The 13,012-nt window shown below is 69.0% G+C and carries 5 protein-coding genes; 1 reads left to right on the forward strand and 4 read right to left on the reverse strand.

Annotated elements, in window-relative coordinates:
• Positions 1 to 145: 145 nt before the first annotated feature.
• Positions 146 to 1,588: a replicative DNA helicase gene (gene dnaB, locus ACIBQZ_RS32250; protein ID WP_396092604.1), complete on the forward strand. Its 1,443-nt coding sequence runs from the start codon at positions 146 to 148 to the stop codon at positions 1,586 to 1,588.
• On the opposite strand, the gene ACIBQZ_RS32255 is transcribed toward dnaB, so the two are convergent.
• From ACIBQZ_RS32255 to ACIBQZ_RS32270, 4 genes are read right to left on the reverse strand one after another with little or no spacing between them, the layout of a single operon-like run.
• Positions 1,585 to 2,097 carry a hypothetical protein gene (locus ACIBQZ_RS32255; protein WP_396092605.1) on the reverse strand — a complete coding sequence of 171 codons (513 nt, stop codon included), beginning with the start codon at positions 2,095 to 2,097 and terminating at the stop codon, positions 1,585 to 1,587. The genes dnaB and ACIBQZ_RS32255 overlap by 4 nt on opposite strands.
• A complete protein-coding gene (locus ACIBQZ_RS32260; protein WP_396092606.1) occupies positions 2,084 to 12,268 on the reverse strand; it encodes a toxin glutamine deamidase domain-containing protein in 10,185 nt (3,394 codons plus the stop codon). Before ACIBQZ_RS32260 ends, ACIBQZ_RS32255 begins: the two co-directional genes overlap by 14 nt.
• A complete protein-coding gene (locus tag ACIBQZ_RS32265; RefSeq protein WP_396092607.1) occupies positions 12,265 to 12,597 on the reverse strand; it encodes a hypothetical protein in 333 nt (110 codons plus the stop codon). The genes ACIBQZ_RS32260 and ACIBQZ_RS32265 overlap by 4 nt, the downstream gene beginning before the upstream one ends.
• On the reverse strand, positions 12,590 to 13,003 hold the full coding sequence (locus ACIBQZ_RS32270; protein ID WP_396092608.1) for a YbaB/EbfC family nucleoid-associated protein: 414 nt from the start codon (positions 13,001 to 13,003) through the stop codon (positions 12,590 to 12,592). The genes ACIBQZ_RS32265 and ACIBQZ_RS32270 overlap by 8 nt, the downstream gene beginning before the upstream one ends.
• Positions 13,004 to 13,012: the final 9 nt, after the last annotated feature.

Genomic DNA, 13,012 nt, shown 5'->3' on the forward strand with positions numbered 1-13,012 from the left:
GATCAGGTCCTCTTCGTGGCCTGGGCCGACTTTTCCGGTGTTGGTGTGGTCCCCGTCACTCGATGGGGGGGCGTCCTCACCCGAAAGTGTCGTACCCGGGCTGTTTGATCACGGAGCAGGAACGACGATGAAGGGGTAGGTCGGCATGTCGATCACCGACGACGCACGACCCGATTCCCGGCCGCAGTCATCATCTGGAGGTAAGTCCTCCGGTGGCCGCCCGCCAGGCGCAGGTGGGCCGCCGCCCCAGACCGGCGGGTTCGACAAGTCACCCCCGCAGGACATCGCCGCTGAGCAGAGCGTGCTCGGCGGCATGCTGCTCTCCAAGGACGCGATCGCCGACGTCGTCGAGATCCTCAAGTCGCACGACTTCTACCGCCCGGTCCACGCCACCGTCTTCGACACGGTCCTCGAGCTCTACGGTCGCGGCGAGCCGGCCGACGGCGTCACCGTGGCGGCGGCCCTGTCCGACTCCGGCGACCTGCAGCGGATCGGCGGCGTGCCCTACCTGCACACCCTGATCGAGAGCGTCCCGACCGCGGCCAACGCCTCCTACTACGCCCGCATCGTCTCCGAGCGCGCCGTGCTGCGCCGCCTCGTCGAGGCGGGCACCAAGATCACCCAATTGGGGTACGGCACCGGCGGCAACGGCGGCATGGACGTCGACGACATCGTCGACCTCGCCCAGCAGGCCGTGTACGACGTGACCGAGCGCCGGGTCTCCGAGGACTTCGCGGTCCTGGCCGACATGCTCCAGCCGACCCTGGACGAGATCGAGGCGGTCGGCGCCACCGGCGGCATGATGACCGGCGTGCCGACCGGCTTCTCCGACCTCGACCGTTTGCTCAACGGCCTGCACGCCGGCCAGTTGATCATCGTCGCCGGCCGCCCGGGCCTGGGCAAGTCAACGGCGTCGATGGACTTCGCCCGCAACGCGGCGATCCGGGCGAACTGCGCCAGCGCCATCTTCTCGCTGGAAATGAGCAAGATCGAGATCGTCATGCGGCTGCTGTCGGCGGAGGCCCGGGTGCCGCTGCACGTGCTGCGCTCCGGCCAGCTCTCCGACGACGACTGGACCAAGCTGGCCCGCCGGATGGGCGAGATCAGCGAGGCCCCGATCTTCGTCGACGACACCCCGAGCATGAACCTGATGGAGATCCGGGCCAAGGCCCGCCGTCTCAAGCAGCGCCACAACCTGAAGCTGATCGTGGTCGACTACCTCCAGCTGATGTCCTCGCCGAAAAAGACGGAGAGCCGCCAGCAGGAGGTCGCCGAGCTGTCCCGAGGCCTGAAGCTGCTGGCCAAGGAGGTGGAGTGCCCGGTGATCGCGGTCAGCCAGCTGAACCGTGGCCCGGAACAGCGCACCGACAAGCGCCCCCAGCTCTCCGACCTGCGTGAGTCCGGCTCGATCGAGCAGGACGCCGACGTGGTGATCCTGCTGCACCGCGACGACTACTACGACAAGGAGTCCCCGCGCGCCGGCGAGGCGGACTTCATCGTGGCCAAGCACCGAAACGGCCCGACGGACACGGTGACGGTGGCGGCCCAGCTGCACCTGTCCCGCTTCGTCGACATGGCAATCGTCTAGCCGGCGCCTTCCGGGCCGGGCTTCAGCACAAAGCCGTTCCACTTGTCTTCGTCCCAGTCATAAATGGTCGTGCCCGGGGAGAACTCGACGGTCCCCGCCCCGGGCAGGGCGGCGCGCACCAGGGCGTCATCGTCGTGCACGTGGATCAGCGCGAGCTCCGCGGCGCCGGCCAACGCCCGGAAGAGAGCAGTCGCCGCAAGCGCCTCGACGTCGTCCCCGGTGGCGGGATCCACCCGCGGACCCCCGGCCTGCCACAGCCGCAGCTCCACGTCGTAGGCGTCCGGCGCCTCGAACTCCGCATCCGGCCGGAACGCGGCCTCGGAGTTGTGCGCGACCACCGGCCCACCGAACTCCCCAGCGACACCCGGCACCAACCGAGCGGTGTCAACAAGCAGCCAGGACTGCCGGTCCCGCACCTCGGCCCGCCCCCCGACCAGCTTCGCCGCGAACTCGGCAACCTCCGCCGGCGTCCCGTCGGTCCGCACGAACACCTGCTCACGCACTGACATTGATGTCTCCCGTGTCACCACGCCACACGACAGAACCTCCGTCGCCCGTAAAGACGATCATGCGCTGCTCCGGCCCGACCTCGCGCCCCTGCTGCCGCCAGAACCCGAGCGCCCGCCGAATACCCCGCACCGCGGCATCAATGGTCAACCCGACATCTCGCCCGTCAACCACGGCCACGGTAATCCGCGGATCCTGCCCGAACGGCTCCCGTAGCCGCTTCTCCACCCGCCGCGAATAATCAGCATCCTTGCGGTTCGGCTGCAGATCGGGATCCAACCGCTTGAGATCCCCGTACGCACCGGGATCGACCGCATCGGCCCGCAAAATGACATCCGGATTACCCAGATCATCGGTACGCCCATGAGCAGCGTCGAGCGCCCGGACATCGTAGGAGTCACCCAGCCGCTGGGCTTGGCGGCGCTCGTGTCCGTACTCGAAAAGGTCCAGGTAGTGAGCGCCGAGCTCAAAGGCATCGCCAAGAGCACCGAGAGTCTGACCAACCCGCGAATTGATAACCGCCGGGCCGGCATTGGTCGCTACGGTCTCCCCGGGCTCAACGGCGGGCCGTAGTCCCAGTTCATCCGCACCCCCTCGGCGATCATCTCCCGAAGGGTCTCGACGCTCGGAAGGCCGGCCGGAAGAAACTCCCTCGCCATCGCCTCCGCGGTCTCCCGGTCGACCTGCACCATCTCGTCCGAGGACGCCACGTCGAAGAGCAGCCCCGCCGCTATCGCCGGGGCGTAGATCCACTGCTTCCGGGCCGCGTGCCACATCACCGCTTGCAGCGGCCCCTGAGCGGGAGCCGAATAGGCGATCAGGCTGGTCACCTTCGGTTGCCCGGCCGTGTTCAGCGATGCCCGATAGGCGAACGTCGGATACTGACCCCTCGGCAGCTTGGACAAGGCCGACCTCCGCTCGGCCGTGGTCGTCGAAGAGCGCCGGGCGCGCCGACTCCGCAAACGGCGTCTGGTCCGAAGTGCCGTCCGCTACTCGCGGGGCGGCCCGAACTCCCAGCCCATCCGGCTGCCCTCGTCGAACATCTCCAGGAGCACCTGTTCCGTCGGTAGTTCCGACTGGAGCGACTCCCGGGCGATTCTCTCGGCCTCTGTCCGGTCGATCCGTTGCGTTCTCTCCTGATAGTTGGGGTCCCTCAGGAAAGTCCCTGCCATGCGTGGACCGTAGATCCACGCCTTCCGGGGCACGCTCCACATCACCGCTCGGAGCGTTGCCTTCGACTGAATCTCGTACGCGATCACGCTCGTCACCGCCCCCGACGAGTCGGACTTCAGGATCGCCCGGTAGCCGAGCTGCGGGTCTGTCATCGTCATCCGATCCCATGCTGTCGAGGACATCTGCACGGCTGAGGCCGGTCCGATCGAGAATCCTATCGAAGGAGGAACCTTCGGCCTGAAGATCCCGGAGATACGATTCCCATTCCTCATCGTTATTTGCGACCCAATTCTGAAATGTGGAGTCGACGTCCTTCCACCCGACGCCGTCCAAGCGGGTCAGAGCGCTCAGGCTGTCGGGAAGTCTGTCGGCGATACCTTCTCGTTTGTTGATAGCAACGATGCGCAGGAACGCGTCCACCAGGCAGGCCGTCGGGGCCTCAGGATGCCGCACCACTTCGTAGAGAAGGTGGGTCTGGTCGCCGATCGCACGCGACAGTTCCGTGGGGAACTGCAGCTCGTAAACCACGCCCTCGGGATCGATCACGGTGGTGTTGAGCCCGTTGTGACGGCCGTCGCCGCGCCAGAAATTGACGACCTTCTTGACGGTGTGACCGTTGCCCCGCAACTCGGTCAACGCGGCCAGGGCGTTGGCCTCGTAGCCGACCTCGGGAAGCTGGATCGAGAACCGCACCCGGTCCTTGGTCTTCTCCAAGAAGTCAGCGGGCAACATTCCCTCCGCTTCGTACTCGGCGGCAAACGCGCGGGCCAGCGAGGACTTGGTCTTGAACGAATTCTCCACTCCGACAAGTCGGGCAAGATCAAGCCCCGAGGCCTCGTTGACGGACCTGACGACGGCCTCAAGGGTCACCTGGAGGCGGGCCGCGTCATGGACAGCCTGGTCAACGGACTCCTCGATGATCGCTCTGTGCTCCGACTCCAGAGCCGCCAACTGACGCTCTTCAGCCGCCCGCGGATCGAAGTCCTCCGCGACCATCTCGGAGACGAGAAGCGAGCGCGGGATGGCCGGCCTGTCATCCGCAGGCGAGGGCGAGCTTTCGTTCTCTACTGGCGAGGTGGGCCGTAGGTCCAGCCCATCCGTTCGCCTTCCGCGATCATCGCCTGCAGGGTCTCCTCGCTCGGGACTTCCGTGTGCAGCGCCTCCCGGGCGATCTGCTCGGCCGTCACCCGGTCTACCTGCTTCCGGCGATCCTGGTACTTGTCGTCGTAGAGCATCGGCACTGCCAGCGCCGGGGCGTAGATCCACGCCCTCCGCGGAACGCTGCAGATCACCGCTTGGAAGGGGTTGTCCAGGATCACCTGGTACGCGATCAGGCTGGAGATCGTTCCTGACATGTCCGACTTCAAGACCACCTGATAGCCGAACGTCTGGTCGACCATCTGCCTCATCCGATCTGCTGCCACGGTCGAAGCCGTCCTCGTCGGTGGTGCCCGCCGGCGGCTGTCCTGGATTTCCTCCCTGACCCGACAGTTGCGGACCACCTAGGGCGTTCCGGCCATCGGCAGGTCTCGGCGAGGTCAGCTGCGGCGCGGTCCCCAGATCAGACCCGTCGCCTCGCCTTCCTGGCACATCTGGAGCAGCACCTGCGGTTCCGGCAGGTCCGTGCTCAGCGCCGTCCTGGCTATCTGCTCCGCGGTCTTCCGGTCCACCGGCCGCACCGTCTCCTGGTACTGATCGTCGTACAGCCTCTGGGCCGCCACCGCCGGCGCGTAGATCCAACTCTGGTCCGGAGGGCTCCACAGGACCGCCTGGAGCGGTTGGCCCGGCTCGATCCACGCCGCGATCAGGCTCACCGGCCGCGGATCGTCTTTCGCCGTCGCCACTACGTGGTACGCGAACGTCCCCGTCGTCGTCACCGAGCCCCAACCTTTCGCCACCGGGAAAATCTTCGAGCTGAAGTCCCAGGTTACTGACCACGTCTCGGAAGGACTGCGACTCCGGAAGGCCGGACAGGTACTGCTGCCAGACAATCGGATTCTTCTCGGTCCATCGGAGGAAACTCGTGTCGATCGACGTCGGCAGACCGGACAGATCCCGCGGGATCTGCTCGTTGATGCGGAACTCGCGGTTCCACCGCAGAATGCCGAGCAGTGACTCAACGCGCTTCTCCGGGGAGGAGCCGGGCAGGCGTAGGTCCTCGTAAAGCTCATGCGTGTTCTTACCCAGGGCGCGGGAAGTTGCCGTGGGGAACTGGATCTCGAGCACGAAGCCGTCCGGGTTGCGGACTGTGACATTAAGACCCAGGTGACGATTACCCGGCCGCCAGAAATTCTTGATGTCGTCCGGGACGGTCACGGCGTAGCCGCGTTGCGTCAACCCGTCGAGGATGTCGGCGACCCTTTCGCCGTATTGATCGACCGGCATCTCCACGGAGAACCGCACGCGGTCGTTGACCGACTCCAGGAACCGGGAAACGCTTGTCCTGCCGAAGATCCGCGCATCCACGTACTTCCGCGCCAGGGAAGATACTTCCTTGACCAAGTGCTTGGTGTCCACGATCTCGGGACGACGGGAACCTTGAGGAATCTCCCGACCCGATACGACGTTCTCGAGGTCTCGGAGCACTGCTCGGGCGACCTGCAAAGAGTCGTCCCTCGACCTTACGAGGGCCTCGCGCTCGTCGCCGGTGAGGGAGTCAAGAAGAGCCTTCTCGGCAAGCTGTGATTCGGTGAGCGCAACAGAGCCGCTTGCCGAGCCGTCGTGCGGGTCGTCTAGCGGCCCGCTGTGAGGAGCGTCCGCTATCGGCGAGATCGGCTGCTGGTCCTGGCCATCTGTTTCCCGGCCGCGCGGCTCGTGAACATCCGCAGCACCTTCGGAAACGGCGGTGTTGCCTGCGGCCGTAAGATCCTGTGCGCCCTGCAAGGTGGGTGCGTCATCTCGATCGCTTGAGCTGTCCGGCTCGACCCGGTCGGTTTCTGGACTGCTCGGCGTCCGACCTTGATTTTGGTCTTCCGGTCCACCATCGCCGGTCTCCGGTGAGATGCCGGTCGGCTGCAGCGACGAACGGCTCCACAACCCCGGTCCGTGGTAAGGCAACGGCGACGGTTCGCCCTGCCCGTTGACCACCAGCGCGTCCATCGAGATGACGTTGCCGTCGTTCTTTTCGCCGAGGTGGGTGTAGAGCGGCGCTTCCTCCGACAGGCGGCCCGTTTGCGGGTCCAGGAACAGGATTGTGCCGTTCTGGTTCACCGCCGCCCAGGCGTGTGCCGTGCCTTGCTCGGAGTCCGTCACGATGAAGGCGAATGCGCCGTGCCCCGCGTTGTACAGGTGGTTGTGCAGGTTGGTCATCGCCGTGTCCACGGCCTGTTTTGCCTGCAACGGGCTCAGTCCGCCGACATACGGGCACAGCCCCTGGAACTCGCCCTGAACCGTGTCCTCGACCCGAGCCAGCCCGTTTTCCTCGGCGCCCAGTGGCCTGGTCGGGTCGCCTTGGGCGTACGCGTCGAATGTGCGCGGCGCCGAAACGCGGGGCCGGCCGTGCACGTACGTCTCATAAAGCGACAGCACGCCGTCCACGCAGTTGATGCCGCGGGTCGGGTCGGCGGCCGGGCCGCCGTCGTTCGCCAGGGCGAACCAATGCCCCGTTCGGGGATCGGCCAGGCGGACCACCCGGCCGTCCGCCGCTCGCGGCATGGCATTTTCCAGATCCATCTGATGTACGGCAAGAGGCGCGCGCAATCCCCCACGTCTCCCGTACGGCCGGCTCTGGTCAACCGGCGGCGGAACACCATCGCCGGTCAGGGCCGACCGATCTCCGGTTTCGACACCGCCCAGCGCCATCGTGCCGACGTCATCGTTGATCCGGTACCAGTCGGCGGGCTCGACATCGATGCGCTCGGGCGCGAACTCGCCGGCCCGCACCCGCCGCGCCTTGTCCTCAAAGTCGTCGGCGTCCTCGCCGGCTCGCCGCGCCTCGGCCCGGAGGTGCTCGCCGCGCAGCGTCGCACCCGAGGCCAGCGCCGTGTCCGCCTGCATTCCGATCTCGAGCACCTTCGCCCGCTGCCCGTCGGCGATCCGCATCAGATAGTCGGCGTACTCCGCACGCCGGTTGTCTTCGTGCGTGGCGCGGGCATGTTCCAGGTACTCCCGGTACGACTTGCGTTCCCGGGCATCGTGTTCGGCCTGCCGCACCCGTTCCATCCAGCGGGCGCGCTCGGCGTCGGGTTCCGGCGCCGGTTCCGGGGTGCCGGCTTCCAGGGCCTGGTCGAGAGCGGGAGCCGTTTCGGTGAGGTTCACCGCTCGCTGGGGGTCCCTCGGGGCGAGCGCTTCCGCGATCCGGTCCACCGGCGCGGGGCGCGGGGCCAGTGCCTCGGCGATCCGGTCGACCGGGCGGCGGGGGGACGGGATCGGGTTCGGGGGGATGGCCGGCTCGAGGTTCGGCGCGGGAGCCGGCGGCGTCGGACCGGGCCGCGGATCGGGTGCGGTCCGCGGGTCGGCCTGGTCGCGCCGGCCGAGGTTGTCGGCGAGAAGGAGTTCCGGAGACTCGATCCGGTGGGGAGCAGCCGAACGATCGGCGAGCTCTGGATTCTCGTCGGACGCGGAAGAAGGCCCGGGATCGGGCGCGGACCAGGGTTCGGGCTCGGGTGTGGACCAAGGGGAAGGCTCGGGATCAGGTGCGGGCCCCGGCTCGGGTGTGGGTTCAGGTGCGGCCCAGGGATCCGGCGCAGGCCGAGGTGAAGGCTCGGGTGCAGACCACTGATCAGGTGAAGGTCCCGGCGCAGACCAAGGCCCGGGCGAAGGCGTGAGGTCAGGCGCAGGTGAAGGCAGGGGCGCGGACCAAGGTCCCGGCGCAGACGAGCGGCCCGACCAAGGTGAAGGCGCAGGCGAAACATCAGGCCCAGGCCCCACATCAACCGCCACCGATGGATCAGGCGCGGGCAGAGGAGGCGCAGGCGAAGGAAGAGGAGCCGGCGAAGGCGTAGGACCCGGCGAAGGGGCAGGCAATGGTGAGGGTGTAGGCGGAGGGAGAGGCGTAGGAGCCGGCACCGGCTGCTGATAAGCGGCCGAGTAGTAAACAGGAGCCGGCCGAGGCGGCGGTGGCGGCAGCGTCGTCTGCTTGGGCCGCCACAACCCATCCGGCCTCCCCGCGAACGGCATCGGGTTCCCGCGGCCGTCCACCACCAGTGCGTCCACCGCCACCACGTTGGCTGAGTTCGGCCGGCCCTGGTGGCCGTACAGGGGAGTGCCGGGCGGCGCGACCAGGCCCGATTGCGGGTCCACGAACAGGATCTGGCCGTTCTGGTTCACCGCCGCCCAGGCGTGGGCCGAACCGCCTTCCCACGCGTTCACCAGGAACGCGAACGATCCGTGGCCGCCCGCCAGCAGCTGCGCGGACACCTCGCCCAGGGCCTGGTTGATCCTCTGGCCGGCCACCGCGGGGTGCTCGCCCGCGACGATCGGGCACAGCGACTGGAACCGGCCGCCCGTTGCGTGCTCGGCGCGTTCCGGGCCGATGTCCTCGCCGTACAGCGGTCTTGCCGGGTCGCCGTCGGCGTAGGCGTCGAAGGTGCGCGGGGCCGACACCCGGGGCCGGCCGTGCACGTACGTGTCGAAGAACGACAGCACGCAGTCCTGGCAGTTGATCCCGCGCGTCGGGTCGGCCTCCGAGCCGCCGTCGTTGACCAGCTGGAAGTACGGCGCGCGCGGGTCGGCGCCGCGTACCGGATCGCCGTTGCCGTCGCGCGGCACCTCGCTCTCCAGGTCGATCTGGTGCTGCGCGAGCGGCGCCCGCAGGCCCGCCCGGGACCCGTACCGTCGGGTGCTGTCGATCGACGGCGGGTGATCACTGCCGGTAAGCATCGACCGGTTGCCGAGCGACACCCCGCTGGGCGCGAGCAGGCCACGATCCTCGTTGACGCGGTGCCAGTCCTGCGGCGCGACGTCGGTCATGGTCCCCCGCGGCGGTCGCCACATCGGGTCCTTGAGCGCCTCGGCCTCCGCTTCGGCCCGCTCCGCCTCGGCGGTCGCCACGTCAACGTGCGCCTGGAAGTAGGCGGCCAGGTGCGGATCAAACTTCAGGAACCGCGCAACCCGCGCAGAACGCCGCGCACTTCGGGCCCGCTGCCGCGCACTCCGGGCCTTGTTCTCGACCGCGTCGATCACGTCCCGGTGCCGGTTGGCCGCGTAGTTCGCGCGCGTCTCCTCCGCGAACCGGAGATAATCGTCCACTTCGGACGCTGCGGCGGCGGCCTCGGCCGCGCTCTGCGGCGGGAACCCCAGACCATGCCCAGCAGCGAGGAAAACCGCCGGCAACGGTACGTCCACAGCCCCGTCCCGAGACCCAGGCGCCAGCGGGGCCCGCGGCGGCGCACTCGGCGCAGGCCCACCAGGCTCGGTACGCCCCGGCAGCACCCCGCTGCCGAGCCCGCCGGCAGCCGGCGGCGCGACATCAACCGAAGCCGACCCCCGAACGGTCCCGGAAACCGGCGCCACCCCGGCCGGCGACGCCGCCCGCGAATCGGTCCCAGCCGGCACGGCCGGATCGGGGCCGGTCCGACCGGAGGACGGATCGGTGCCGGGCAGCGCCACATTCGGGTTGGCTCCGGGCCGTAAGGGCTCCGGGTTGCTCCCGGGCAGTGCGGGGTTGGGGTTGGTCCCGGGCAGTGCGGGGTCCGGGGTGGTCCCAGGCAGCGCGGTCTCAGGGGTGGTCCCAGGCAGCGCGGTCTCCGGGGTGGTCCCGGGCAGTGCGGGGTTGGGGCTGCTCGCGGGCCGTGCGGGGTCCGGGGTGGTCCCGGGCAGTGCGGGGTTGGGGCTGGTCCCGGACCGCGCGGGATCCGGGGTTGATCCGCGCAGCGCGGGGCTCGGGCCGGTTCCTGGCAGCGAGGGATTTGGTCCGGTCTGGGACAGCGAGGGGTTCGGATTGATTCCAGTGAGCGATGGGCTCGGGCCGGCCGTGGGCGACGAGGACCTCGGGCTGGTTCCTGACGGCGAGGTGCTCGGGGCGGTCGCGGTAGGCGGCGAGTTCGGGCTGATCGGCCGGGAGTCGCTGCGCGGCCCGAGGTCCACTCCGGATGGTGTGGGCGGATTGTTCCGGCCCGGCGTCCCCGAGGGGGGAGTGGTGCCGGTGCTCGGCGAGTCCGTTCCAAACGGTGACCAGGGGCTGAGGCCCCCTGCCGGCGTGGCAAACCGAGGGGCGCCGCTCACACCGGTTCCGTTGCCCGCAGGCGAGCTGACTGCCGGGCTGCTGGTGCTCGACGTCGAGGGAGAAGTTGCCGCGGCAGCAGGAGCGGACCCGGAGGCCAGAGACCCGCCCGCGCCATGACCGGCGGAGGTCGAGGCGCCGCCGACACCCGAAGGCCCAGCTGGCGACGCCGACCCGGAAACGCCGGTCGACGAAGCCGACCCGGGCAACCCGGCTGGTACGGCTGATCCGGAGAGCCCGGCCGGTGACGCCGATCCGGAGAGCCCGGCCGGCGAGGCCGACCCAGAGAATCCGGCAGGCGAGGCCGACCCGGAAAATCCAGCAGGAGAGGCCGATCCAGCGACCCCAGCAGAGGGACCCATTCCCGCAAGTCCCCCGGACGACCCCGAAGTGACATTTCCCCCAGAGCCCGCAAACCCACCCGACCCGGAACCCCCCGAGGTCCCCCCGGAAGACCCCGCCACCCCATGATCACCAGCAACCGAACCCGAAGACCCGGGCGGCGCGTCAACCGCAGGCGCGAGGCTCGACAGGTTGACCCCAGCCGAGGAAGCCGCCGGAGCCGAATAAGACACCGACGTCGGATCGGAAGATCGAGACGACAGCCCGGAGCCGCCATCTGACGAAACGGACACCACCCCGGCCGTCGATCCAGTCGATCCACTCACGGATGACGTCGGATCGGACGAACCCGACAAAGGCCCACCCGATGCCCCTGCCGACGACGAGCCGGAAGACGAGGATCCCGGCCCAGGCGACGAGACCGGCGAAAGCGGCCCGGAAGTGTCCGAAGGCGACCCCGAGGAAGATCCCAGATCCACCCCACCACCAGGCACGTTCAGGTTCGCGACCTGGTCCGCCAGTCCGTCCGCGAACCCTGCCTTCGTTCCCGAGATGAGCGACCCGCTCGCCCCCGAGCTGGCCGACTTCGCCACGCTCTCCAGGCCCGGCAGGTCCCCGCTGACCGCGGCCCCGCCGAATTCTCCCAGCACCTCGGCGCCGATTCCGCGGGTCATGCCGCCCCCGCCGCCGTGTCCCTTGCCGATGCCCGCCCCGCTGGCCGCGAACCCGCCCGCGAAGCCGCCGGCCGCCGACATGCCCAGTTCCGTCGCGTCGAAGCCGTGCCCGCGGCTGCCCGCGTTCTGATATGCCTGGATTGCGCCGTTGGTCGCGATCTCCTCGCGCATCTCGTCGAAGCCCTCCTTGAAGGCTTCCTTGCCCAGCTTCTTCAGGCCCGCCTTGGTGGTGAGCTGCTTTGCCGCGCGCTGCCCGGCCTCCTTCAGCGACTTCTTGATCGCCTTCTTGGCGAGCTGCGCGACGAGCCGTTTGAAGATCTGCTGGATGGCCATCCGGGTGGCCGCGATCAGCCCGGCCGCCGCCGGGGAGGCCGCGCCCAGCGTCAGCGCCACGGCGACCGCCATGCCGATCAGTTCGATCAGGAAGAGGCCGATCTCGATCCAGGCCTCGAGTTTCGCGCCCTCGATGTCGCTGCCGCATTCCTCGACGAGCTTGCCCAGCTCGTCGGCGATAGCCAGGAGCGAGTTGAGCGGCGCGTTCGGGTCGGCGGACAGTTGGTCCCAGGCGCCCTTGAAGGCCCCCGCGCCCGTTCCGCCGTAGCCGGCCAGCACTTGGCCCGCGGCGTCGTAGGCCTCGTCGCGGGGGGCCGCCAGGCGCTGGGCGATCGCGTACCAGCGGTCGGCGACGTCCCAGGTGGTCTTCTCGTTGCCCTCCGGCCAGTCGAAGCCGACCACCCATTCGAGCGCCTCGTACGCCCAGCCCGGCACGTCGAACGGGCAGTAGTCGAGCGGGTGCGGGATCGGGCTGGGCAGGATCGTCACGAGCGTTTCCTGTACGTCCGCTCCACCTGGACGGCCGCCTGGTGGTCCGCCGCGGTGGCCTCCCGGACGGTCTCGCTCACCGCGTCACCCAGGCCCTCGACGTACGCGCCGAGCTTCTCCCAGGCCAACAGCACCTGCTGCTCGATCGGGCGGTAGTTCTTCTCGAAGGCCGAGCCGATCTCGTCGGCGCCCCACGGGCGCTGGCCGCTGATCGACGCCAGTTCCGTGCCCGCCGCGAAGCGTTCCGAGGTCAGGTGCTTGCCGGCCGCCGCCAGGTCACGGCCGCCGCCGGCCACCCGGTCGGGGTCGAGCCAGAGTTCGTCAGCCATGGTCGTCCGCCTCCCGCATGATCGCGTCCTGGCGGCGCAGCAGGGAGCCGAAGTTGTTGTCCTTGATGAACTGCATCGGGCCCGAGTCGGCCGGCAGGTAGCCGGACATCATCTGCTGGACCTGCTCCGCGGCCTGGGCGGCCGCCTTCTCGGTGGTGGTGACGATCTTGCGGCTCAGCTCGGCGGCGTCCATGTCGCGGTAGATGCGGCGGTCCAGGCGCAGGTCGATCAGCTGGCCGCGGGGTCCCACCGTCGCGCGGATCAGCCCGTCGTCGGACTCGGCGCTGACCTGCAGCGCGGCCAGCCGCTGCTGCATGTCGTCCATTCCGGACCGAAGCCTCTGATACTGCCCGAAAACGTCGTCGAAGCGCGCGCGTAGCGCGTGGTTGGCATCGCGATCCGCCATGTCCGCCAC

Source organism: Actinoplanes sp. NPDC049599, assembly GCF_044465625.1.
In the GTDB taxonomy this organism is placed as follows: Bacteria; Actinomycetota; Actinomycetes; order Mycobacteriales; family Micromonosporaceae; genus Actinoplanes.